Below are 22,884 nucleotides of genomic sequence, written 5' to 3'. Positions count from 1 at the left end.
GCGGCGTGAAACCCTCTGTTGCACCGGGCCTGGTCGTCGTCGACAAGCCGGACGGCATGACCTCGCACGACGTGGTGGCGCGTGTGCGCAGGATCCTCGGCACCCGCAAGGTAGGACACGCGGGCACGCTCGACCCGATGGCGACCGGCGTGCTCGTGCTGGGCATCGAACGAGCCACGAAGCTCCTCGGCCACCTCGCCCTCGACAGCAAGGCCTACCTCGCCACGATCGTGCTCGGCGCGTCCACCACCACGGACGACGCCGAGGGCGAGGTGCTGTCCACTGAGGACGCCTCCGGTGTCTCCGACGACGCCATCGCAGCCGAGATCGCGAAGCTGACCGGCCCGATCCAGCAGGTGCCGTCGTCGGTCTCCGCGGTGAAGATCGATGGCAAGCGCGCCTACGCCCGCGTCCGCGCCGGCGAGGAAGTCGAGATCCCCGCACGCCCCGTGACCGTGCACCGGTTCGACGTGCTGTTCTCCCGCCGCGAGGACAAGCAGGTCCTCCTCGACGTGATGGTCGAGTGCTCGTCCGGCACCTACGTCCGCGCGCTGGCCCGCGACCTCGGCGCCGCCCTGGGCGTAGGCGGACACCTGGGTGCGTTGCGCCGCACCAGGGTCGGCCCGTTCGACCTGCGCGTGGCCAAGACGCTGGCGCAGCTGGAGGAGACGCCCGGCCTGTCGCTCGACCTGGACGCCGCGGTGGCCACGGCGTTCCCGCGCAGGGAGATCGATCCGACCGAGGCTTCGGCGCTGTCGCACGGGCAGCGGCTGCGCTCGGGTGGGATCGAGGGGACCTACGGGGTGTTCGGGCCCGATGGGCACGTCATCGCGCTGGTCAAGGACGAGGGCACGGCGTGCAAGGCCGTGGTGGTGCTGAGCCCGGCGGGCTGACGGGACCGGATCACGATGACGTACATCGAAGCCGATCACGTGGCCGAGCTCATCCGGCAACACGGTCTGGTGGTCGCCCCCGCACAGTGGTCGCAGGACTTCGGCGCACACCTGAAAGGGCTTGCCTGGAAGGGTTTCAGCCTGGACTGGAACGGCGTTGAGCACCAGCTCGTCGACCTCGAGGACCCCGGCTCGGATCCGGTGCCGGAGTTGATGGCGTCGAGGTGGCCGGACGTCCGGCGGCTGTTCGTCCTGTACTCGCCGTCCGAACCGGGCCTGGTCGCGGATGCCGCGTTCGTGGCGAACGAGTTCGACCAGCTCTACTGGAAGGCTCCCGGCAGCCGGTACATGTGCGCCGTCCGGAGCGTGGCGGGCGAGGACGAGCCCGACTTCACGAGGCTGATCGAGTTCAACGGTGCGAACAGGCTGGTGTTCGCGGGCTAGCTATCGGGACGTCACCCGCGGCTGCCTCGGCCGTGGTCGTAGGCTGATCACCGTGCAACGCTGGCGCGGACTAGATCACCTCCCCGGCGGCTGGGGCCGCCGCGTAGTGACCATCGGCGTGTTCGACGGTGTCCACAAAGGCCATCAGGCCCTGATCGGGCGTGCCGTCGAGCTCGCGCGGCAACGTGGTCTGCCGAGCGTGCTGATGACGTTCGACCCGCACCCGTCCGAGGTGGTGCGGCCCGGTAGCCATCCCGCGCAGCTCACCACGTTGCGGCGGCGGGCGGAGCTGGTCGAGCAGCTGGGGGTGGACCACTTCGTGGTGGTGCCGTTCAGCCTGGAGACCAGCCGGATGCCCGCCGACCAGTTCGTGCACGAGGTGCTGGTCGAGAAGCTGCACGCGGCGGCTGTCGTAGTGGGTGAGAACTTCACTTTCGGGCACAAGGCGGCCGGTAACGTCGAGATGCTGCGCCAGCTCGGGCAGCGGTTCGGATTCGTGACCGAGGGGGCTGATCTGGTGTCCGCAGACGAGGTGACGTACTCGTCCACCTACATCCGGGCGTGCATCGACGCCGGTGACGTGAAGGCGGCGGCGGAGGCTTTGGGCCGGCCGCACCGGCTCGAGGGGATCGTCGTCAAGGGTGACGGGCGCGGCAAGGACCTCGGGTTCCCGACGGCCAACCTGTCCACGCCCAAGTTCGCCGCTGTGCCGGCGGACGGCATCTACGCGTGCTGGTTCACCGACGCCAAGGGCAAGACGCTCAAGGCCGCGGTGTCGGTGGGGACCAATCCCACCTTCTCCGGCAGGGAACGCCGCGTCGAGGCGTTCGTGCTCGACGTGGACGAGGACTACTACGGGCAGCGCGTGGCCGTCGACTTCGTCGAGAGGCTGCGCGAGATGGAGAAGTACGACTCCGTCGAGGCGCTGCTCGAACAAATGCATCGAGATGTAGACCGAACGAGGGAACTGCTGACCGACTCGTGACCGTCAGATTGGGCGAAGCGGACGTCCGTGCGTCCGCGGCCTGGCAGGATGCGGGTCTCAGAGCTGGCTACCGGAGAGGCCATGGTGGAGGACCACAAGATCGTTCAGCGCAACCTCGCCCTGCAACGGGAGTGGTACGGGGAGCCGCTGGGTGACCGCGTGCGGCGGCTGGTCGTGGCCTTCAACGTGTCCCAGGCGCAGCTCGCGGACGTGCTCGGGATCAGCGCGCCGATGCTCAGCCAGGTGATGAGCGGGCGGCGCGCCAAGATCGGCAACCCGTCCGTGCTCGCTCGGATGATCATGCTCGAGCGCAAGATCCTCACGCCGGACGTGGCGACCGGGGCGCCGGAGGCGTTGCAGCGCGCGCTCGACGACGTGCGCGAGTCCAAGCCGACGGTGTCGCGCGACTCGTTGCCGGTCAACGGGGACGAGAGCGTCGCGTACCCGGTGCTGCGCCGCGTCGCGGACCGGGTCGAGCTCCAGCAGGCCGCCGACCTCCTGCACGAGGACTTCCCCGCGATCGCCGAGCTGTTCCGCCGAGCCATCCGGGCCGCCACGAGGTGAAGTTCTTCACCGCGATCTACCCGCCGCGGTACGTCGTGGACGAACTCGACGCCGTGTTGGACCGCGGTCTCGATCTGCAGTGGACGAAGCAGGAGAAGTGGCACATCACGTTGTGCTTCCACGGCGAAACCGCTGATGAGGAACGTTTCAAAGCCCTCGAGGGTCATGAGGTGCCGGAACTTCGCCTCAAGAATTTCAGCGACTTCCGCGGCAGGGTTCTGTGGGCTGGTGTTCACGGCGATTTAAATCAGTTGGCAAGGGCGGCGGGCGCGGACGACAATTGGTTCGCGCACTTGACGGTGGCGTACGGGTACGGGGGACAGGCGATGCCGGAGTTCCTCGGCAGCCCGTGGCAGCCGTCCGAGGCAGTGCTCGTGAGCAGCGCCGACGGCGTCCACACACCCCTGGATCGGGTGGGGTTGCGCACGTCAGCGCGCCGCTGAGCGGTGTGCCTGATAGCCTTCGCAGTTGGGTCTGGCTGCGGTCCGTGGCGGCCAGTACCGGCTACCCCGGCCAGCAATTCGGCGGACGGGGCCGCACGGACCTGAACAAGTAGGAGAAGTACCTAGTGGCACTGTCCACGGATCAGAAGAAGTCCATCCTCGGTGAGTACGGTCTGCACGACTCGGACACCGGCTCCACCGAGGCCCAGGTGGCCCTCCTGAGCAAGCGCATCGCTGACCTCACGGAGCACCTGAAGCAGCACAAGCACGACCACCACTCCCGCCGTGGTCTTCTGCTGATGGTCGGCCGTCGCCGCCGTCTGCTGAACTACCTGACCAAGGTGGACATCAACCGCTACCGCGCGCTGATCCAGCGCCTCGGTCTGCGCAGGTGATACTTGCCGAGGGGGAGTGACCGGCCGGTCACTCCCCCTCGGCGTACAACCAGGTGTATACAGATCCCTGGTTGCAAAGAGGAACAAACAGGACCCGCATCGCGCGAAGCAGTTTCTACGCCGGTCCTCGGTAGTGGCCTCCTGGTGGAAACGCCCCAGGGGACTTCGATCGAAGACCGGCCTCGTCAAAACGCGTGAGCGGTGTCCAAAAGACGAGGAGTAACAAGTAAATGACGGACATCGAGGTCCACGAGGCGACTGCCGTTATCGACAACGGCAAGTTCGGCTCGCGCTCCATCCGCTTCGAGACCGGGCGCCTCGCGCGTCAGGCCGCCGGCAGCGTGGTGGCGTACCTGGACGACGAGACCATGCTTCTGAGCGCCACGACGGCGTCGAAGCACCCCAAGGAGCACTTCGACTTCTTCCCCCTCACGGTGGACGTCGAGGAGCGCATGTACGCAGCGGGCCGCATCCCCGGCTCGTTCTTCCGGCGTGAGGGCCGTCCCAGCACGGACGCCATCCTCACCTGCCGCCTGATCGACCGTCCGCTGCGCCCGTCCTTCGTGGACGGTCTGCGCAACGAGATCCAGGTCGTCATCACGGTGATGAGCCTGAACCCGAAGGACCTGTACGACGTCGTGGCGATCAACGCCGCGTCCGCGTCGACGCAGCTCGCGGGTCTGCCGTTCTCCGGCCCGATCGGTGGCGTCCGCGTGGCGCTCATCGAGGGCCAGTGGGTCGCCTTCCCGACCTACGAGCAGCTCGAGAAGGCCGTGTTCGACATGGTCGTCGCGGGCCGCGTGGTCGACTCCGGCGACGTCGCGATCATGATGGTCGAGGCCGAGGCCACCGACAACGTGATCGACATGATCGCCGAGGGCGCCACCGCCCCGACCGAAGAGGTCGTGGCCGCCGGTCTCGAGGCCGCCAAGCCGTTCATCAAGGTCCTCTGCGAGGCCCAGGCGCAGCTCGCCCAGGTCGCTGCGAAGGCCACCGGCGAGTACCCGACGTACCCGGCCTACCAGGCCGACGCGTTCGAGGCCGTCGAGGCCTCCGCCTCCGGCGAGCTGGCGCAGGCGCTGACCATCGCGGGCAAGGCCGAGCGCGAGTCGAAGCTCGACGAGGTCAAGGCCGCCACGCTGGAGAAGCTGGCCGAGCAGTTCGAGGGTCGCGAGAAGGAGGTCGGCGCCGCGTTCCGCTCGCTGACCAAGAAGCTCGTGCGCCAGCGCATCCTGCGCGACAAGGTCCGCATCGACGGCCGCGGCCTCACGGACATCCGTGACCTCGGTGCCGAGGTGGCCGTGATCCCGAGGACGCACGGTTCGGCGCTGTTCGAGCGCGGCGAGACCCAGATCCTGGGTGTCACCACGCTGAACATGCTGCGCATGGAGCAGCAGATCGACTCGCTCGCCCCGGAGACGCACAAGCGTTACCTGCACCACTACAACTTCCCGCCCTACTCGACCGGTGAGACCGGCCGCGTGGGTTCGCCGAAGCGCCGCGAGATCGGCCACGGCGCGCTGGCCGAGCGGGCGATCATGCCCGTGCTGCCCAAGCGCGAGGAGTTCCCCTACGCGATCCGCCAGGTGTCCGAGGCGCTGAGCTCCAACGGCTCGACGTCCATGGGCTCCGTCTGCGCCTCGACGCTGTCGCTGCTCAACGCGGGTGTCCCGCTGAAGGCGCCGGTCTCCGGCATCGCGATGGGTCTCGTCTCCGACGAGGTCGACGGTGAGACCCGCTACGTGGCGCTGACCGACATCCTCGGTGCCGAGGACGCGTTCGGCGACATGGACTTCAAGGTCGCGGGCACCAAGGAGTTCGTGACGGCGCTGCAGCTCGACACGAAGCTCGACGGCATCCCGTCCGAGGTGCTGGCGGCGGCGCTGGGCCAGGCCCGCGACGCGCGCTACACCATCCTGGAGGTCATGGCCGAGGCCATCTCCGACCCGGACGAGATGAGCGCCTTCGCTCCGCGCGTGACGTCGGTCAAGATCCCGACCGACAAGATCGGCGAGGTCATCGGCCCGAAGGGCAAGATGATCAACTCGATCACCGAGCAGACCGGTGCCGACATCTCCATCGAGGACGACGGCACGATCTACGTCGGTGCGGCGGACGGCCCCTCGGCCGAGGCCGCGATCGGCATGATCAACGCGATCGCGAACCCGCAGCTGCCGAAGGTCGGCGAGCGCTTCCTGGGCACCGTGGTGAAGACCGCGGCGTTCGGCGCGTTCGTCTCGCTGCTGCCCGGCAAGGACGGTCTCGTCCACATCTCGAAGCTGGGCAACGGCAAGCGCATCGCGAAGGTGGAGGACGTCGTCAAGGTCGGCGACAAGCTCCGCGTCGAGATCGCCGACATCGACCAGCGCGGCAAGATCAGCCTCGTCGTCGTGAACGAGGACGACGCCGCGAAGCCGGCTGACGCCCCGGAGGCCGTCGAGGCCACCGAGGCCGCTGAGGCGGCTCCCGCGCAGTGAGCACGACTGACAACAACGTGACGGCCGCGGGTGCATCCACCCGCGGCCGTCCGCGTACTCACACGTTGGGGCACCTGCAGAAGCCGGGCAGCACGCGGGTGCTCGAGATGTCCGCGGGGTCCGAGGTGCGGCGCAGCATGCTGCCGTCGGGCCTGCGGGTCATCACCGAGCGCATCCCGAGCGTGCGGTCCGCCTCGGTCGGGCTGTGGGTGCAGGTCGGCTCGCGGGACGAGCGGCCTGAGGTCGCCGGTGCCGCGCACTACCTGGAACACCTGCTGTTCAAGGGGACTTCGCGGCGAACGGCGGCGGCCATCGCGGAGGAGATCGACGCGGTCGGCGGCGAGCTGAACGCGTTCACCGCGAAGGAGCACACCTGCTACTACGCGCACGTCCTCGACGAGGACCTGCCGTTGGCGGTGGACCTGGTGGCGGACGTGGTGTTCGAGGCGATCTGCGGCCCGCGTGACTTCGAGACCGAACGCGGTGTCGTGCTCGAAGAGATCGCGATGCGCGACGACGACCCGGAAGACCTGCTGCACGACGCGTTCACCGAGGCGTTGTTCGGCGGGCATGCGTTGGGGCGTCCCGTTCTCGGCACCGAGAAGTCCATTCAGGACATGGAACGTGACGCGCTCTACTCGTTCTACAAGAAGCGCTACACGTTGCCGCGCATGGTGTTCTCCGTCGCGGGCAACATCGAGCACGCGCACGTGATGCGGCTGGTGCGCAAGGCCATCGGCGACCGGCTGTCGCGGGAGGGCAGCGCGGTCGCGCCACGAGCGGGCCGCGCGCGCATCGCCGACGCCCGCAAACTGGTGCTGCACACCGACGACACCGAGCAGGCGCACCTGATGCTCGGCATGCGCGGGATCGACCGCCACGACGAGCGCCGGTTCGCGTTGAACGTGCTGAACGCGGCCATCGGCGGCGGCATGAGCTCCCGGCTGTTCCAGGAAGTGCGCGAGCGGCGAGGCCTGGCGTACCAGGTGTACTCGTCGGTCGGGCTCTACGCGGACACCGGCACGTTCGCCGTCTACGCGGGCTGCCAGCCGGACCGGCTCGGCGAGACCGCCGGCGTCATCCGCGAGGTGCTCGTGGACGTCGCCCGCGGCGGCCTGTCGGATGCGGAGGTGGCGCGCGGCAAGGGACAGCTGCGCGGTGCGCTCGTGCTGGGCCTGGAGGACACCAGCTCCAGGATGTCGCGCATCGGCAAGTCCGAGCTGAACTACGGCGACCACCTCAGCGTGGAGGACACGCTGGCGCGCATCGACGCGGTGTCGGCCGACGAAGTGGCGTTGCTCGCACGTGATCTGCTGCGCCGCCCCACCGCCGCGGCGGTGGTCGGCCCTTACGATCACGCCGACGATCTGCCGGACCAGGTACACGAGGTGATTGCATGATTCGCGTCGGAGTTCTCGGCGCGCGGGGCCGCATGGGCGCCGAGGTGGTCCGCGCGGTCGAGGCCGCGAAGGACATGGAGGTCGTGGCGGCCATCGACGCCGACGACCCGTTGCAGGCGTTGGTGGACGCCGACGCGCAGGTCGTCGTCGACTTCACGCACCCCGACGTCGTGATGGGGAACCTGGAGTTCTGCATCGGCGCCGGAATCCATTGCGTGGTCGGCACTTCCGGCTTCGACCAGCCGAAGCTGGACGCGGTGGAGGCGTTGCTCGCCTCGCAGCCTTCCGTCGGCGTGCTGGTGGCCCCGAACTTCGGCATCGGCGCCGTGCTGCTGATGCGCTTCTCGGAGATCGCCGCGCGCTACTACGAGTCGGCCGAGATCATCGAGCTGCACCACCCGCGCAAGGCCGACGCCCCGTCGGGCACGGCCGCGCACACCGCCCGCCTGATCGCGGCGGCTCGGTCCGGAATGGACCCGATGCCCGACGCGACCACGCAGGAGGAGCCGGGCGCGCGCGGTGCCGTTATCGACGGTGTGCGGGTCCACTCGCTGCGGATCTCCGGCATGATCGCGCACCAGGAGGTCGTGTTCGGCGGGGAGAGCGAGACCCTGACGCTGCGGCAGGACTCGTTGCACCGCACCTCTTTCATGCCCGGCGTGGTGCTGGGCGTGCGGGAGATCGTGGGTCGCCCCGGGCTCGCCGTCGGCCTCGACAAGTACCTCGACCTGTGAAGGTCCGCATCACCGTCGGGGTGCTGATCGCGGCTCTCGCGGTCTACTTCGTCCTGCTCACCGGCCGGGCCGTGGCACTGCTGCGGACCGGCGAGGTGGTCGGTGTGCTCCTCGGCGTCGGCGTGCTGATCCTGCCGCTGCTCGGGGTCTGGCTCGTGTACTCCAACCTGCGGTTCGGGTGGGAGACCGAGAAGATGGCCCGCGAGCTGGACGCGGACGGGCTGCTGCCGGACGTCTCGCACCTGCCGCGCCGGCCGTCCGGGCGGGTGGACCGGGATGCCGCCGACTCGTGGTTCGAGGAGCGGCGGGCCGAGGTCGAGGCATCGCCCGAGGACTGGCGGGCGTGGTTCCGGCTGGCTTACGCGTACGACATCGCGGGGGACCGCGGGCGGGCGCGCGAGACGATGCGGAAGGCGATCGAGCTGCACGCCTGATCTTGTCGGGGGTGCTGAGTACGTTGTGATGCAGGGGTTCCCGGTTCGAGGGGACCCCTGCGTCAGCCTGAGACAGCGGCTATCCGTTGACCACGGCCGCGATCAGCTCCGCCGCCAGGTCCCCCTTCTGCACCACCAGAACGTCCTCCAGCCCCAGCCAGTCGGCCATGTGCCGCAGCTCCGCGGCCAGCTCCACCGCGACCCGGGACCGCTCCACCCCGGCCTCGGCCCACGCGGACTGCACCCGCAGCACCCCGGCCGCCCGATCTGCCTTGATGTCCACGCGGGCCACCAGCGAGCCGTCCAGCAGGAACGGGAACACGTAGTACCCGTGCACCCGCCGGGGCTCTGGCACGTAGATCTCGATGCGGTACCGGAACCCGAAGATCCGCTCGGTCCGCGCCCGCTCCCAGATCAGCGGGTCGAACGGGCACAGCAGCGCCCGCCCCACGACCCGCCGCGGCGCCTTCGCGTCAACGTGCCGGTAGCCGACGCCGCGCCAGCCGTCGACGGCCACCGGTTCCAGCACACCGTCCTCCACCAGCGAGGCCACGGCGGCCTGCGAGCGGCGGGGGTCGAGGCGGTAGTAGTCGCGCAGGTCTGGTTCGGTGGCCACGCCCAGCGCCACGGCGGAACGCAGCACCAGTTCGCGGGCGCCCTCGTCCGGGGTCCACTTCTGGGACAGGACGTCGGCCGGGATCACGCGCTCGGTCAGGTCGTAGAGGCGCTCGAACGAACGGCGGGTGCCCGTCGTCAGGATGCCCACGCCGAAGAGGACCTCGCAGATGCGCTTGACCTCGGACCAGTCCCACCACGGGCCCTTCGCGCGGCCCTGGTCGCCCATGAGGGCCTTCTCCAGGGTGCCGGCGCCGATGGGGCCCAGTTCCTTCACGGCGGCCAGCACGTCGTCGACCAGAGCAGGGGAGCGTTCGAGGATCGTCTGGTAGTTCTGCCACCAGCCGCGCTTCTTCGCGCCCGAGTGGAACAGCGGCCAGTCCGCTACCGGGACGAGCGAGGCCTCGTGTGCCCAGGTCTCGACGAGCATGCGGGGTTTGCGCGGCGAGTGCGTCCAGGCGGCCTCGTCCAGCAAGGACGGCGCGTACGAGCCCAGGCGGGAGAACAGCGGCATGTAGTGCGCGCGCACGGCCACGTTCACCGAGTCGATCTGCAGCAGCTGCACGCGGGACAGGACTCGCTGCAAGTGTCTGCGGGTGGCGGCGGACGGCCGCAGGTCGGTGAAGCCCTGGGCTCCCAGCGCGATTCGACGGGCCACGTCCGCACTCATCCTCTGCACGTCGCCGATGGTGCCACGCACCCCTGACAATTCCGCGACGCGGCGTCGATAAGCTGCGTTTATGGCCGACGCCGGCGTGCACATCGCCACCGCTGCTGACCTTTCGGAGATCGTCCGCATCCATCGGGAGACGTGGCGGCTCGCCTACGCCGAACTGCTCCCGCCGGAGGTGCTGGACGCGCTCGACGCCGACGACGCGTGGGCTCTCGCCGTCCGCAGCGGCGCGGTGCTGAAAGCGACCGAGGGGGAGTGGACCGTCGGGTTCGTGGTGGCCAGCAAGGCTCCTGACGAGGAGGTGGCCAAGGCGGACGGGACGCTTCCCGAGGACGCCGCCACCACGGCGCTGCTGAGCGTCCTCGTGGAACCCCGCTGGGGGCGGCGCGGGCACGGCACGCGGCTCGTCGCGGAAGCGACCAAGAGGCTCGGCGAGACCGGTGCCACGCGCGGGATCGCGTGGGTGCCGGAGGCCGACAAGGCGTCGCGGAACTTCTACGAGCGACTGGGCTGGACGGGTGATGGCACTGTGCGCACGTTGGACGCAGGCGGGCGTCCGTTGAGAGAGGTCAGGGTCTCCGGTCCGCTCGAGGTCCGACTCGCCGACTGAGATGTGTGTAGCCTCGGCCGGGTGCTCGCCCTGGTCGGTCTCACCTTCGGGGTCGCGCTCGGCTCGGCCATCGTTCCCCTGATCAGCATCGAGATGTTCGTCCTGGGACTGTGCGCGCGCTGGCCCGACACTTCGTTCTGGATCGTCGGCCTTTCGGTCGCCGTGGGCCAGGTGCTGGGCAAGCTGCTGTACTTCTACGCCGCGCGCGGCGACATCCACCTGCCGAAGTTCATGCACCGCAAGCCCAGTGACAAGCCGTCGAAACTGGCGCGCTGGTTCGGGCCCGGCACGCGCATGCACCGCTGGGGCGACTGGATCCACGTGAAGTGCAAGGCGCACCCGAACTGGATGGCCGGCACGCACGGGGTGAGCGCGCTGGTCGGGGTGCCGCCGTTCATGGCGACGAGCGTGCTCGCCGGGCTCGCGGGCATGTCGACGCTGATGTTCGTGGCGACCGGCATGGTGGGCCGCTTCGCGAGGTTCAGCTTCCTCGCGGCCTCACCGGCCATGGTCATGGCCTGGCTCTAGTAGCTGAACAGGATCGACGCCGTCACCGAGAAGGCGATCAGGACTGCGGCCACGGCGATGCGCGCTGACTCAAGCACGACCCCGAAGTTATCGAGCCGCGACCGATGAATGCCAGGCGCAAACGGGTGAGAACCGAATGATCTGGCTCTCACCCGCCCGTTTCACGCCTGATTATTCGAGCACGAGCGCGCCGTCGGGCACGCCGGGGATGTCGAACGAGTGCCACATCGGCCGCCAGCCGGGCAGCTCCAGCATGCGGCGCAGGTCCGCGAAGCCGGACAGCCAGCCCATCCACGGCCCGTAGGGCGGGCTCGCCGGGTCGAAGCCGCTCTGCACGAACGTCAGCCGCGTCTTGCCCTCCGAGCCCTTCAGCTCCCAGGACGACACCATCCCGCCGTGGAACTCCAGCGCGAGGTTCCCCTCGTCCAGCGCGATGACCTTGCCGGGGTTCGGATCGTCCTCGAGGCCGCCCATCGTCCAGCGGCCGCCCACGTGCGGCTCGATCTCCATCCGGGCGCCGAACCACCGCGCGAACACGTCGGGATCGGTCAGCGCGTTGATGATGGCCGCGGGCGACGCCGCGATGTCGAACTCGAACCGCTGCTCGGGTGAGGTGAAGTCGCAGAACCCCAGCACCGGGCGGCCTTCGACGAGCTCGACCAGGTTCCCCAGCGCCAGCGGCCAGAACGTCTGCAGGACCTCTGACTCGTCGTCGCCGACGCCCCACTCCGGGTAAGGGGACTGCGTCACCGCCACGAGCGTCTCGCCGTCGCGCTGTTCCACGGCGAGCTCGACCGTGTACTCGGTGCCGTACAGCAGCCACGTGAAGCGCACCGACGAGTCCGTCAGCTCCAGCAGCTTCTGCCGGCCGCGTTCGCCGTCCGGTGTGAAGCGCCCCCAGAACTCGAAGGTGTCCTGGTCCACCACGGCGTGCTCGGCCAGCCAGACCTGCAACTCCTCCGCGGTCGTCAGGGCCTGGTGGACCCTCGCGGCCGGCGCGGACGTGCGGACGCGGATGGTTCCGGTGCTCATGGGTTCTCTCCCTTGGGGTAGCAGGCGAGCGCGATGCGGAACGCATCCCCCTCCGCGCCGCCGTATCGGGTGAAGAGGTCCTGCAACGTCGTCTGCAGCTCGGCCAGGAACTGCTGCCGCTCCTCCGGTCGCACCCGGATCTCGCCGGACACGCCGACGGACGGCAGTTCGCTTCCGCGGTCCAGGCCCGCCACGTCGATCTGGATCTGCTCGGCGAGGTCGACGAGGTGGCCCAGCACGAGCTCGTCGCGCGACCCCAGCCGGCCGACCAGCCGCGGTGACAGCCAGTACGACCGCGCCACGGCCTGGTAGAGGCCTTCCTGGACGCCGCGCACCTTGCGTTCGGACACCTGGGTGGCCAGACCGGCCTTGACCAGCTGCTTCACGTGGTAGTGCACGCGTTGCGGCGTCTGGTCGAGCACGTCGGCGACCTCGGTGCACGAACGCGGCGCGGCGAGCTGCCGCAGCACCTCCACGCGCTGCGGCTTGAGCAGGGTCTCGGCCTGCTCCATCCGGTCCAGATAGATCACGTCTCTCATTGCAAAAAAGACTTTGAACGTTCAAAACTCTTTTGTCAATGAGACGGACAACTATGGACTGACAGATATTGAAATCTGTCAGTCCATCGGGCATGGTGGAGGAACAGACAGAGACGAAGGGGTTCGAAATGCAGAAGCGTCAGCTCGGAGCCACCGGCCCGGTCGTGTCCGCCATCGGGCTGGGCTGCATGGGCATGTCCAACGCCTACGGCCCGGCCGACAGGGACGAGAGCATCGCGACCGTCCACGCCGCCCTCGACGCGGGCGTCACGCTGCTCGACACCGGTGACTTCTACGGCCAGGGCCACAACGAGATGCTCGTCGGCGAGGCCATCAAGGGCCGTCACGACGAGGTGCAGCTCAGCGTCAAGTTCGGCGGCATGCGCGACGCCGACGGCGCGTTCATCGGGTTCGACACCCGCCCGGTCGCCGTGGCCAACTTCCTCGCGTACTCGCTGCAGCGCCTCGGCGTCGATCACGTCGACATCTACCGGCCGGCGCGGCTCGACCCGGCTGTCCCGATCGAGGACACCATCGGCGCCATCGCCGAGCAGATCGACAAGGGCCGCGTGCGGCACATCGGCCTGAGCGAGGTCGGGCCTGAGACCATCCGCCGCGCCCACGCCGTGCACCCCATCGCGGACCTGCAGATCGAGTACGGCCTGCTGGAGCGCGGTGTCGAGCGGGAGATCCTGCAGACCACCCGTGAGCTGGGCATCGGCATCACCGCGTACGGCGTGCTGTCGCGCGGCCTGATCTCGGCCACGCCGCTCACCCTCGACGCGGGCGACTGGCGGGGCCACGCGCCCCGGTTCCAGGGCGACAACCTGACCCGCAACCAGGGCCTGGTCGAGAAGCTCGACGAGATCGCGAAGAACAAGGGCGTCACGGTCGCGCAGCTCGCGATCGCGTGGGTCGCGGCGCGCGGCGAGGACGTGGTGCCTCTGGTCGGCACGACCAAGCGTGCGAGGCTGACCGAGGCGATCGGTGCCGTCGACGTGACGTTCACCGAGGCAGAATTGAAGGAGATCGAGGCCGTCGCTCCCCTGGGAGCCGCCGCGGGCACGCGTTACGCGGCCGAGCAGATGGCCATGCTGGACAGCGAGAGGTGAGATGAAGTGGCGGAGGCGTTGACGTCGGAGGCGATCCTCGCGGCGACCGAAGAGGTCCTGCGCAGGTACGGCCCCGCCAAGGCGACGGTGGTCGACGTCGCCAAGGCGCTCGGGGTCAGCCACGGCAGCGTCTACCGCCACTTCGCCACCAAGGCCGCGCTCCGGGAGGCCGTGACAAGGCGCTGGCTCGACGCCATCCACGACGAGATGGAGAAGGAGTTCGACCCGACCCTCTCCGCCTCCGAGATGCTGAGGGACTGGCTGCAGCGGCTCTTCGACAAGAAGCGGCTCTCGCACACCGACGACGTCGAGCTGTTCACGACGTTCCGGACGCTCGTCGGCGAGAACAGCGCCGTCGTCGACTACCACCTGGAGCACCTGGTCGGTCAGGTCGAACGCATCATCCGCCAGGGAGTGGAAACCCGGGAGTTCGTGACCGACGACGTCAAGAGGACGGCGCAGGCGGTGTGGGACGCGACGCAGGTGTTCCACCACCCGGCTCACGCCCAGGAGTGGGGGAATCCTCACATTCAGGACGCGTTCGACGCCGTCGTCTCACTGGTCGTCGCCGGACTGCGGTACAACCGAATCCCTAGTGCCACAGGCGATGCTTGAGGGTCACGGAGGTGAACGGTGCCGCCTGACGAGTGGATCGATCTGCTGGGAGCGCCAGAGAGGCGTCCTGACCCGGTTGACTGGCACGCGGTCAAAGCACGGGTCGGCACCGCGCTGCCCAGCGACTACGTGCATCTCGCGGAGGCCTATCCGCCACTCATCGTGGGCGGTTACGTCCGGATCCTGCACCCAACGGCACGTGCCGGTTTCATGAACTGGATGTCAACGGCGCCGAAGATGCTGCGCGCGTTGCGCCGCCAGCCGGGCCTGCGCGTGCACCCGGACTCTCCCGGTCTGCTGCCCTGGGGCATGACGGTGAACGGCGAGCACTGCCTGTGGTTCACCAGGGGCGAGCCGGACGAGTGGACCGTGATGATCACGGACCTGCGGCAGAAGTGGTCCTACGACGGGAACTTCTCCAGCTTCATCAGGAGGTTCCTGACCGGGGAGCTGCGCTGCCCGCTCTTCCCGGACGACGTCCCCGGCGGCTCCAAACCGTTCCAGGAGCCCTGACCGCCCTGTTTTTGCCGCACGCGGGGCGCTTTCGTACCGACATGCAGTACGAAAGCGCCCCGCGTGCGCCTTTACCCGACCCCCCGGTCAGCTTGAAGCGGCGGTCACCAGGGCGTTGCCGCTGCCCGTGCGGCCCGTGACCGACAGGGCGGCGTCACCCAGCGGCGCGGACGAGACGTCGAAGTCGCTGCGCGCGGTGCCGGACGTGGACACCAGGTCGATGCGGGCTAGCGTGCCCTGCCGGATGCCGACGCGGATGTGGCCGGAGCCGGTGCCGAGCTGGATCTCCCCGGACGCGGCGTCGGCCACGGTCAGGTCGCCGCTGCCGGTGCGGACCTGCACGTTGCCCTGCACGGCGCCCAGCCACACGTCACCGGTCCCGGTGATCAGCGTGCTCGTGCCGCCGATCGACGACACCTCGACGTCACCGCTGCCCGTCTTGGCCTTGAGCGACGACAGCATCGTGCCCAGGCGCACGGTGCCGGCACCGGAGTTCACCTTGGCCTCGCCGGTCGCCCGGTCCGCGGACACGCTGCCCGTGCCGGTGTTCAGGTCGAGACGACCCGCACCGCCCGTCACGAGGACGTCCGCCGCGCCGGTCCGTGACGACACGTGCGACCCCACGGGAGCCGTTACCACCACGGAGAGCGGCACTGCGCGCAACGGCAGCGCCTTCGACGACTCGATGCGCAAGCGGTTGCCCAGCAGTTCGACCCGTGCGTCGCGCACGGCCTCCTCCGGACCCGATGGAGGAGCCGCCTTGTCGGTGCCGAACTGGCCGCTGACCCAGCTCAGCACGCTCGTCAGGCCCTCGGTCCACGAGTTGCCCGCGTTCGGGTCGTGCCGCACTTCAACGTGCACGCCCGGCTCGTCGACGAGCTGCACTTGGACCCGGCCGCTGAGCAGCGAGATGTCGATCTCGGCGATGCCCGCGAACTCGAAGCTCTGCCGGCGCACCACGCCCGCGGGCTCCTCGGGTTCGGAAGTCGGTCCTGAAGTCGGCTCTGTCATGGCACTCACCCCTGCACCCATCCGCGGACGCGCGAGCCCGAGCCGGCGTTTCCGCTCCACCCCTTGTTGTGTCCGTGATGCTTGTGCCTGCCGTGCACCGCGCCACCCACGGCCTGCTGGATGAACGAGTTCAGCGACACGCCCTGGGCCGACGCGGCGGCCTCGGCCTTCGCCTTGAGCTCGTTGATCATGCGCAGGGTGATGCGGCTGATGTCACCCGTGGCGTCACCTGCGCCAAAGTTGGGCAGGTCGTGTCCTGGGCCGGGCTCCGGCTCCGGTTCCGCCGATCCCGTGACGACCACCTGGACGTCACGACCGGACAGGCGAACGTCCACGACCTGGCCGTCCAGGGAGGCGGTGACCTCCGCGGCCAGGTCGGACAGTGCGTTCATGATTGCCAGTCGCGCGGCTGGCTCGAGCGCTGCGGACAACGCGGCGGCCGTTCGACGGGTGTTCTCGTCCCCCGCTGATGCGGCCGTCGCCAGGTCCTCGCGCAGTGACGCGATATACGGCGACAGATCCATGACACCACTATGACGTCACTTTCGACATCGTGCAACCACCACCTGATGTCAGGGCTAATCTCGGGCCATGCCGAGAGTGCGTTTGGTGGCCAAGACCGAGTTCATCCCACCGGACGACGTGCCGTGGACGACCGACGCGGACGGTGGCGCGGCGCTCGTCGAGTTCGCCGGCCGGGCCTGCTACCAGTCGTGGGACCGCTCGAACCCCATGACGAACACCAACGCGACGTTCCTGCACCACCTGCTCGACGTCGGCCACCTCGCCGCGTTCGAGCACGGCAGCGCGTCGCTCTACCTGACCGAGCTGCCGCGCTCGCTCACCCACGAGCTGATCCGGCACCGGCACTTCTCGTACTCGCAGCTCTCGCAGCGCACCGACCCGACCGACGTCGTGGAACCGGACCTGATCGCGCAGGACCCCGAGCTGCACGCGCGGTTCGCCGCCGCGACCGAGGCGAGCCTGAAGGCCTACGAGGACCTGGTGCACAGCCTGGAGAAGACGGTGAACGGCCGGCGCGCGCGGCAGATCGCACGATCCGTGCTGCCCAACGCCACAGGCACCGAGATCGTCGTGACGGGCAACTACCGCTCGTGGCGGCACTTCATCGCGATGCGCGCGACCGAGCACATCAACGTCGAACTGCGCGAGCTGGCCGTGGCGTGCCTGCGCGAACTGACGAAGGCGGCGCCCAACGCGTTCGCGGACTTCGTCATCTCGACACTCCCGGACGGCACAGAAGTTGCTTCCAGCCCACTGGTGGTTGAAGGCTGAAGCCATGAAGCGGCTCATCGTGGACGTACGGCCCGGCGAATACGCGGTCACCCGCCTGGCATCGGACGCTCCGGTCCCCGGCGGGCTGCTCGACCTCACCGACGTGCTGGTGTCCGTGACCAGGACCCCGGCCGAGCTGTCGATCATCGCGCCGGCGTCGTTCGCAGTGGACGGTGACACCGTCGAGAAGGGCTGGCGGCTGCTGACCGTGCGCGGGCCCCTGGAGTTCACGCTCACCGGCATCATGGCTGCTCTGGCGGGTGAACTGGCGGCGGCGGGCGTCTCGCTGTTCGCGCTGTCCACATACGACACGGACCACCTGCTGGTGAAGCACACCGACCTGGGCCGCGCCGTGCTCGCGTTGCGTGCCGCAGGTCACGAACTGGTTGTAGCGCCGGAAGCTTAGGAACCGATCCTCCAGTTGGCGGGTCTGAAGTACCGTCAACGCCCCCTGGTTCCGAGGTTCGTAGGAGCGCACGTTGCACGGACAGGCAGTCGAACCGCGCGTCATCGCCGGCAGGTACGCCCTCGTGGCGGAGCTCGGCCGCGGCGGCATGGGCATCGTCTGGCGCGCCCAGGACCGTCACATCGGACGCTTCGTCGCCATCAAGGAACTGCACCTGCCGGACGGCATCGCGCACGAGGAACGCCGTGTGCTCGAAGAGCGCGCGCTGCGTGAGGCGCGCACCGCCGGCAAGCTCAACGACCCCGCCGTCGTGACGGTGTACGACGCGATCAACGAGAACGGCACGACGTACATCGTCATGGAGCTGGTCGATGCGGCCACGCTGTCGACGTTGATCAGCACGCACGGCCCGATGCCGCCGAACCAGGTCGTGTCGATCGCGCTGCAGTCGTTGTCGGCGCTGGAGGCCGCGCACCAGGCCGGGATCGTGCACCGCGACGTCAAGCCCGGCAACCTGATGGTCCGCCCGGACGGCAAGGTCAAGCTCACCGACTTCGGCATCGCGCAGGGCATGGACGACCCGCGCCTGACGACGAGCGGCAGCCTCATCGGTTCGCCCGCCTACATGTCGCCGGAACGCATCCACGGCCACGAAGCCGGTCCCGCGTCCGACCTGTGGGCGCTGGGCGCGACCCTTTGTTACGCCGTCGAGGGCTGGAGCCCGTTCGAGCGCTCCTCCACGGCCTCGACGCTGCACGCGATCATGAGCGAGACCCCGCGCCTGACCCGTGCGACGGGTGTCCTGAGCGCCGTCATCACCGGCCTGCTGATCGCCGACCCGAACGCCCGGCTGTCCGGCCCGCAGGCCCGCGCGATGCTCTCCAGCATCGGCAACCAGCCGACGCCGCCCACCGGCATCGCGCCGGCGCAGACCCAGCAGTACCAGCAGGGTCCCGCCGCCGCGGACCCGGCGAAGAAGAAGCGCAACCGCATCATCGCGCTGGTCGGTGCCGTCGTCATCGCCGCGGCGGCGTTCACCGGCGGCATCTTCGCGCACAAGGCGTTCACGACACCCGGAGCCAGCAGTGGCAGCCAGGCGCTCACGTACGGCGAGGGCGCAGAGGTGCCGGTGTTCGGGCTCTACGAGAACACGTGCGGCATCGGCGACGTCGCGCCGGCCAAGCTGCTCGACTCCGACAGCAAGGAGGAGTGCGACAAACCGCACGACTTCGAGGTCTTCGACGTGATCGACACGCTGCCCGTCCAGTCGAACCTGCCCGATGCCGGGTATCCAGGGGTCGACGCGCTGAAGAGCCTCGGCGTGGCGCGCTGCGAGATGACGCTGAACTCGCCGTGGATCAAGGACGGTTCGAAGCTCAAGCTCACCACGCTGGTTCCGGGCCAGAGCGCGTGGACCAAGGACAAGAGCGGCAACGCGGAGCGCAAGGTGTGGTGCATCGCGGGCACCAAGGACGGCAGCAAGTTGGACGGCACGATCAGCGCGAAGAAGGACAACTGACGGTGAAGAGCAAGATCGTTTCCGCCCTGCTCGTTCTCGGGTGCGCGGCCACCCTGTCGGCCTGCTCCGGCAACGAGGACAAGTTCGTCGCCGAGCTCAAGGCCGCCGGATTCACCAACGTCGGTGAGCCCAGCACCGAGACGGCGAAGAAGTCCAAGAAGGTCGGCAAGCGCACGGTCAAGTCCTCGGAGAAGACCATCGAGGTGATGGTGCGGGTGAAGGGCTGCGACCTGGAGTTCGCCAAGACCTCCGGCCAGTCCGGCTACTGGCTCGACGAGCTGCACGTCGACGGGCAGGAGCCCGACTGGCCCGGCTACCCGGAGAACCTGAAGCGCGACCAGGTGGTGAGCCTGCTGGCCGACAAGTCGGCCAAGCCGGACGGCTTCACCAAGTGCTACAAGCCGAACGAGGCCTGACCCGGCTGTGGTGCAATGGGCGGGTGAGTCTCGCCCGTGAGGAACGCAAGGCGCTCGTCGACCTGATGACCGAGCTCGGCCCGGACGCGCCGACGTTGTGCGGCACCTGGTCGACCAAGGAGCTGGCCGCCCACCTCGCGATCCGCGAGCGGCGGCCGGACACCGCGCCCGGCATCGTGCTGCCGGTCTTCGCGAAGTGGACGGAGAAGGTCCAGGAGGACTACACGCACAAGGCGTGGAGCGAGCTCCTGGATCTGGTGCGCACGCCGCCGTTCTGGATCAAGCCGGTCGACGACCTGATGAACACCGGCGAGTACTTCGTGCACCACGAGGACGTGCGGCGCGCACAGACCGACTGGGAGCCGCGGCCGTACGACGAGCGCCGCGAGAAGGTCCTGTGGAAGCTGCTGCCGTTCACCGCGCGCATGACGTACAAGTCGTCGCCGGTGGGCGTGACGCTGGTGCGCCCCGACGGTGAGCACATCGTCGCCAAACAGGGCGCGAACGGCGTGGTGATCACCGGTGAGGTGTCCGAGCTCGTGATGCTCGCGTTCGGGCGCGACGAGGCCCGGGTGGAATACAGCGGGGACGCCGACGCGGTGCAACGAGTGCGGTCGTTGAACCGGAGCGTGTGAACTCGGGTAGTTTCTGCGCATGCCCGCAAGCCCGTACGCAGGGCCGAACCGCCCGTTCGGCCGCGTTCTCACCGCCATGGTCACGCCTTTCGACGCGCGCGGCGAAGTCGATCTCCCCAAGGCGCAGGAACTCGCGAAACACCTGGTGGACCTGGGCAACGACGGCCTGGTCGTGAACGGCACGACCGGCGAGAGCCCCACGACCACCGACCGGGAGAAGGCCGCGCTGATCACGGCGGTCGTAGAGGCCGTGGGCGACCGTGCGACCGTGGTCGCCGGTGCGGGCACGTACGACACCGCGCACAGCGTGCACCTGGTGCAGCAGGCCGCGAAGTCCGGCGCGCACGGCGTGCTCGTCGTGACGCCGTACTACTCCAGGCCGCCGCAGGAAGGCCTGCTGGCGCACTTCACCGCCATCGCCGACGCCTCCGAGCTGCCGGTGATGCTCTACGACATCCCGCCGCGCGCGGTCGTGCCGATCGAGGTCGACACGCTGCTGCGCCTGGCGGAACACCCGCGGATCCTGGCCGTGAAGGACGCCAAGGGCGACCTGCACGCGGGCAGCCGGGTGATCGCCTCGACCGATCTCGCCTACTACTCGGGCGACGACCCGCTGAACCTGCCGTGGCTGTCCGTGGGCGCCGTCGGGTTCGTGAGCGTCATCGGTCACCTCGCGGCGGATCGCCTGCGGGATCTCATTGATGCGTATGAATCCGGAGACGTGGTCCGGGCAAAAGAAATCCACGAGTCGCTGCTGCCGTTGCTGCGACCCTTCCGCCGGGTTCCCGGCGTGACGTACACGAAGGCGGCGCTGCGCCTGCGCGGACTCGACGTGGGGGAACCCCGTCTGCCGCTGGTGCCTGCCGCTGCCGAAGACATCGAGGCCATCGCGGCCGAACTGGGAGTCAACGCGTGACCCAATCGACCGAATTGCCGCCCGCACTGCCGGAAGGCGGCCTCCGCGTCGTCGCACTCGGCGGAATTGGCGAGGTCGGCCGCAACATGACCGTCTTCGAGCACGCCGGAAGGCTGCTCGTGGTCGACTGCGGCGTTCTCTTTCCCGAAGACGACCAACCGGGCGTCGACCTGATCCTGCCGGACTTCCGCGCCATCGAGGACCGCCTCGACGACATCGAGGCCATCGTCCTCACGCACGGCCACGAGGACCACATCGGCGCGGTCCCTTTCCTGCTGAAGCTGCGTCCCGACCTGCAGGTCGTGGGGTCCCGCTTCACGCTGGCGCTGCTCGCCGCCAAGTGCCGCGAGCACCGCCAGACCCCGCGCCTCGTGGAGGTCAAGGAGGGGGAGCAGCGCTCGTACGGACCGTTCGAGCTCGAGTTCTTCGCCGTCAACCACTCGATCCCGGACGCGCTGGCCGTGGCCATCCGCACCGCCGCGGGTCTGGTGCTGCACACCGGTGACATCAAGCTGGACCAGCTGCCCCTGGACGGCCGCCTGACCGACCTGGCGGGCTTCTCGCGCCTGGGCGACGAGGGCGTCGACCTCTTCCTGGTCGACTCGACCAACGCCGAGGTGCCCGGCTTCGTGGTGCCCGAGCGCGAGATCGGCCCCGTGCTGGAGAACGTGATCCGCAAGGCCGACCAGCGGGTCATCGTGGCCTGCTTCGCCTCGCACGTGCACCGCGTCCAGCAGGTGCTCGACGTCGCCGTGCAGTACAAGCGCAAGATCGCGTTCGTCGGCCGGTCCATGGTCCGCAACATGGGCATCGCGTCCGACCTGGGCTTCCTGAACGTGCCCGACGGCCTGTTCGTCGACCTCGACGTCGCGATGCGGATGGAGGAGAACGAGGTCATCTTCGTCTCCACCGGTTCGCAGGGCGAGCCGCTGTCGGCGCTGTCCCGCATGGCCCGCGGCGACCACCGCCAGATCTCGATCCGCGAGGGCGACACGGTCATCCTCGCGTCGTCGCTGATCCCCGGCAACGAGAACGCGGTCTTCAACGTCGTCAACGGCCTCGCCAAGCTCGGCGCGACCGTCGTGCACCAGGGCAACGCCAAGGTGCACGTCTCCGGCCACTCACCGGCCGGCGAGCTCCTGTTCCTGTACAACGCCGTGCGGCCGTCGAACGTGATGCCGGTGCACGGCGAGTGGCGACACCTGCGCGCCAACGCGGCCCTCGCGGTCGCCACCGGCGTCGCCGAGGACCACGTGGTGATCGCCGAGGACGGCGTCGTCGTGGACCTGGTCGACGGCAAGGCGACGGTGTCCGGCCGCGTCGTCGTCGGTCACGTGTACGTGGACGGCCTGTCCGTGGGCGACGTCGGCGAGTCGACGCTGTCCGACCGGCTGGTGCTGGGCGAGGGCGGCTTCATCTCGATCTCCGTCGCCATCGACCAGACGACGGGCCGCGCGGTCGTGGCGCCGACGATCTCCGGGCGCGGCTTCTCCGACGACCCCAAGGCGCTGGAGGCCGTCGTCCCGCTCGTGGAGATGGAGCTGGCGCGCACCGAGGCCGAGGGGATCACGGACACGCACCGGATCGCCCAGGCCGTGCGGCGCGTTGTCGGGCGTTGGGTCGCGGAGACCTACCGGCGCCGGCCGATGATCGTTCCCACGGTCATTCCGGTGTGAACG

At 69.0% G+C, this 22,884-nt stretch carries 27 protein-coding genes; 22 read left to right on the top strand and 5 right to left on the bottom strand.

Annotated features, from left to right (window positions below):
- Positions 1–5 precede the first annotated feature (5 nt).
- The 10 genes from truB (at position 6) to ACSHWB_RS05260 (ending at position 8,769) form a co-directional block, all read left to right on the top strand.
- A complete protein-coding gene (gene truB / locus ACSHWB_RS05305; protein ID WP_439660965.1) occupies positions 6–893 on the top strand; it encodes a tRNA pseudouridine(55) synthase TruB in 888 nt (295 codons plus the stop codon).
- A gap of 15 nt (positions 894–908) precedes the next feature.
- A complete protein-coding gene (locus tag ACSHWB_RS05300; protein WP_439660964.1) occupies positions 909–1,337 on the top strand; it encodes a hypothetical protein in 429 nt (142 codons plus the stop codon).
- 52 nt (positions 1,338–1,389) lie between these two features.
- A complete protein-coding gene (locus ACSHWB_RS05295) occupies positions 1,390–2,322 on the top strand; it encodes a bifunctional riboflavin kinase/FAD synthetase (RefSeq protein WP_439660963.1) in 933 nt (310 codons plus the stop codon).
- 84 nt (positions 2,323–2,406) lie between these two features.
- Positions 2,407–2,886, top strand: a complete 480-nt coding sequence (locus ACSHWB_RS05290; protein WP_439664523.1) for a helix-turn-helix domain-containing protein — start codon at positions 2,407–2,409, stop codon at positions 2,884–2,886.
- Positions 2,883–3,329: a 2'-5' RNA ligase family protein gene (locus ACSHWB_RS05285; RefSeq protein ID WP_439660962.1), complete on the top strand. Its 447-nt coding sequence runs from the start codon at positions 2,883–2,885 to the stop codon at positions 3,327–3,329. Before ACSHWB_RS05290 ends, ACSHWB_RS05285 begins: the two co-directional genes overlap by 4 nt.
- A 125-nt stretch (positions 3,330–3,454) precedes the next feature.
- Positions 3,455–3,724, top strand: a complete 270-nt coding sequence (gene rpsO, locus ACSHWB_RS05280) for a 30S ribosomal protein S15 (RefSeq protein WP_045318466.1) — start codon at positions 3,455–3,457, stop codon at positions 3,722–3,724.
- A gap of 230 nt (positions 3,725–3,954) precedes the next feature.
- Positions 3,955–6,201: a polyribonucleotide nucleotidyltransferase gene (locus tag ACSHWB_RS05275; protein ID WP_439660961.1), complete on the top strand. Its 2,247-nt coding sequence runs from the start codon at positions 3,955–3,957 to the stop codon at positions 6,199–6,201.
- Positions 6,202–6,308: 107 nt separating this feature from the next.
- Positions 6,309–7,601 (top strand): M16 family metallopeptidase, encoded by a 1,293-nt coding sequence (locus ACSHWB_RS05270; protein ID WP_439664522.1) that lies wholly within the window; start codon positions 6,309–6,311, stop codon positions 7,599–7,601.
- On the top strand, positions 7,598–8,335 hold the full coding sequence (dapB, locus tag ACSHWB_RS05265) for a 4-hydroxy-tetrahydrodipicolinate reductase (protein WP_439660960.1): 738 nt from the start codon (positions 7,598–7,600) through the stop codon (positions 8,333–8,335). The genes ACSHWB_RS05270 and dapB overlap by 4 nt, the downstream gene beginning before the upstream one ends.
- The gene (locus ACSHWB_RS05260; RefSeq protein WP_439660959.1) at positions 8,332–8,769 is read left to right on the top strand and encodes a tetratricopeptide repeat protein; all 438 of its coding nucleotides are present in this window, start codon (positions 8,332–8,334) and stop codon (positions 8,767–8,769) included. The genes dapB and ACSHWB_RS05260 overlap by 4 nt, the downstream gene beginning before the upstream one ends.
- Before the next feature lie 79 nt (positions 8,770–8,848).
- On the opposite strand, the gene ACSHWB_RS05255 is transcribed toward ACSHWB_RS05260, so the two are convergent.
- Positions 8,849–10,054 carry a winged helix-turn-helix domain-containing protein gene (locus ACSHWB_RS05255; protein ID WP_439664521.1) on the bottom strand — a complete coding sequence of 402 codons (1,206 nt, stop codon included), beginning with the start codon at positions 10,052–10,054 and terminating at the stop codon, positions 8,849–8,851.
- A gap of 70 nt (positions 10,055–10,124) precedes the next feature.
- Between ACSHWB_RS05255 and ACSHWB_RS05250 the strand changes: the two genes are divergently transcribed.
- Together ACSHWB_RS05250 and ACSHWB_RS05245 are read left to right on the top strand one after the other, a co-directional pair.
- Positions 10,125–10,667: a GNAT family N-acetyltransferase gene (locus ACSHWB_RS05250; protein ID WP_439660958.1), complete on the top strand. Its 543-nt coding sequence runs from the start codon at positions 10,125–10,127 to the stop codon at positions 10,665–10,667.
- A gap of 21 nt (positions 10,668–10,688) precedes the next feature.
- Positions 10,689–11,195: a hypothetical protein gene (locus ACSHWB_RS05245; protein ID WP_439660957.1), complete on the top strand. Its 507-nt coding sequence runs from the start codon at positions 10,689–10,691 to the stop codon at positions 11,193–11,195.
- 171 nt (positions 11,196–11,366) lie between these two features.
- Here ACSHWB_RS05245 and ACSHWB_RS05240 read toward each other — a convergent pair whose 3' ends face one another.
- Together ACSHWB_RS05240 and ACSHWB_RS05235 are read right to left on the bottom strand one after the other, a co-directional pair.
- Positions 11,367–12,227: an SRPBCC domain-containing protein gene (locus tag ACSHWB_RS05240; protein ID WP_439660956.1), complete on the bottom strand. Its 861-nt coding sequence runs from the start codon at positions 12,225–12,227 to the stop codon at positions 11,367–11,369.
- Positions 12,224–12,766 carry a helix-turn-helix domain-containing protein gene (locus ACSHWB_RS05235; RefSeq protein ID WP_439660955.1) on the bottom strand — a complete coding sequence of 181 codons (543 nt, stop codon included), beginning with the start codon at positions 12,764–12,766 and terminating at the stop codon, positions 12,224–12,226. The genes ACSHWB_RS05240 and ACSHWB_RS05235 overlap by 4 nt, the downstream gene beginning before the upstream one ends.
- Positions 12,767–12,894: 128 nt before the next feature.
- On the opposite strand from ACSHWB_RS05235, the gene ACSHWB_RS05230 reads away from it, so the two are divergent.
- From ACSHWB_RS05230 to ACSHWB_RS05220, 3 genes are read left to right on the top strand one after another with little or no spacing between them, the layout of a single operon-like run.
- Complete coding sequence (locus ACSHWB_RS05230) at positions 12,895–13,878, top strand: aldo/keto reductase (protein WP_439660954.1); 984 nt, start codon at positions 12,895–12,897, stop codon at positions 13,876–13,878.
- Positions 13,879–13,884: 6 nt separating this feature from the next.
- Positions 13,885–14,493, top strand: a complete 609-nt coding sequence (locus ACSHWB_RS05225) for a TetR family transcriptional regulator (protein WP_439660953.1) — start codon at positions 13,885–13,887, stop codon at positions 14,491–14,493.
- An 18-nt stretch (positions 14,494–14,511) separates the two neighbouring features.
- A complete protein-coding gene (locus ACSHWB_RS05220) occupies positions 14,512–15,006 on the top strand; it encodes a hypothetical protein (RefSeq protein WP_439660952.1) in 495 nt (164 codons plus the stop codon).
- A gap of 87 nt (positions 15,007–15,093) precedes the next feature.
- Here ACSHWB_RS05220 and ACSHWB_RS05215 read toward each other — a convergent pair whose 3' ends face one another.
- Together ACSHWB_RS05215 and ACSHWB_RS05210 are read right to left on the bottom strand one after the other, a co-directional pair.
- Positions 15,094–16,017, bottom strand: coding sequence for a DUF4097 family beta strand repeat-containing protein (locus ACSHWB_RS05215; RefSeq protein ID WP_439660951.1), 924 nt, complete (start codon positions 16,015–16,017; stop codon positions 15,094–15,096).
- A gap of 5 nt (positions 16,018–16,022) precedes the next feature.
- A complete protein-coding gene (locus ACSHWB_RS05210) occupies positions 16,023–16,541 on the bottom strand; it encodes a toxin-antitoxin system HicB family antitoxin (RefSeq protein WP_439660950.1) in 519 nt (172 codons plus the stop codon).
- A 67-nt stretch (positions 16,542–16,608) separates the two neighbouring features.
- Here ACSHWB_RS05210 and thyX point away from each other — a divergent pair, with 67 nt between their 5' ends.
- The 7 genes from thyX (at position 16,609) to ACSHWB_RS05175 (ending at position 22,881) form a co-directional block, all read left to right on the top strand.
- Complete coding sequence (gene thyX, locus ACSHWB_RS05205) at positions 16,609–17,313, top strand: FAD-dependent thymidylate synthase (RefSeq protein WP_439660949.1); 705 nt, start codon at positions 16,609–16,611, stop codon at positions 17,311–17,313.
- Positions 17,314–17,317: 4 nt separating this feature from the next.
- On the top strand, positions 17,318–17,719 hold the full coding sequence (locus tag ACSHWB_RS05200; RefSeq protein ID WP_439660948.1) for an ACT domain-containing protein: 402 nt from the start codon (positions 17,318–17,320) through the stop codon (positions 17,717–17,719).
- 73 nt (positions 17,720–17,792) lie between these two features.
- Positions 17,793–19,238 carry a protein kinase domain-containing protein gene (locus ACSHWB_RS05195; protein ID WP_439660947.1) on the top strand — a complete coding sequence of 482 codons (1,446 nt, stop codon included), beginning with the start codon at positions 17,793–17,795 and terminating at the stop codon, positions 19,236–19,238.
- A gap of 2 nt (positions 19,239–19,240) precedes the next feature.
- Positions 19,241–19,654: a hypothetical protein gene (locus tag ACSHWB_RS05190; RefSeq protein WP_439660946.1), complete on the top strand. Its 414-nt coding sequence runs from the start codon at positions 19,241–19,243 to the stop codon at positions 19,652–19,654.
- Positions 19,655–19,677: 23 nt separating this feature from the next.
- A complete protein-coding gene (locus ACSHWB_RS05185; protein ID WP_439660945.1) occupies positions 19,678–20,289 on the top strand; it encodes a TIGR03085 family metal-binding protein in 612 nt (203 codons plus the stop codon).
- Positions 20,290–20,308: 19 nt separating this feature from the next.
- Positions 20,309–21,205: a 4-hydroxy-tetrahydrodipicolinate synthase gene (dapA, locus tag ACSHWB_RS05180; RefSeq protein WP_439660944.1), complete on the top strand. Its 897-nt coding sequence runs from the start codon at positions 20,309–20,311 to the stop codon at positions 21,203–21,205.
- Complete coding sequence (locus ACSHWB_RS05175; RefSeq protein ID WP_439660943.1) at positions 21,202–22,881, top strand: ribonuclease J; 1,680 nt, start codon at positions 21,202–21,204, stop codon at positions 22,879–22,881. Before dapA ends, ACSHWB_RS05175 begins: the two co-directional genes overlap by 4 nt.
- Positions 22,882–22,884 lie beyond the last annotated feature (3 nt).

Origin of the sequence: Lentzea sp. HUAS TT2 (assembly GCF_051853195.1) — a bacterium.
Lineage (GTDB): Bacteria > Actinomycetota > Actinomycetes > Mycobacteriales > Pseudonocardiaceae > Lentzea.
The sequence above is the reverse complement of the archived record's forward strand: the minus strand, read 5'-3'. Positions and strand labels throughout refer to the sequence as shown.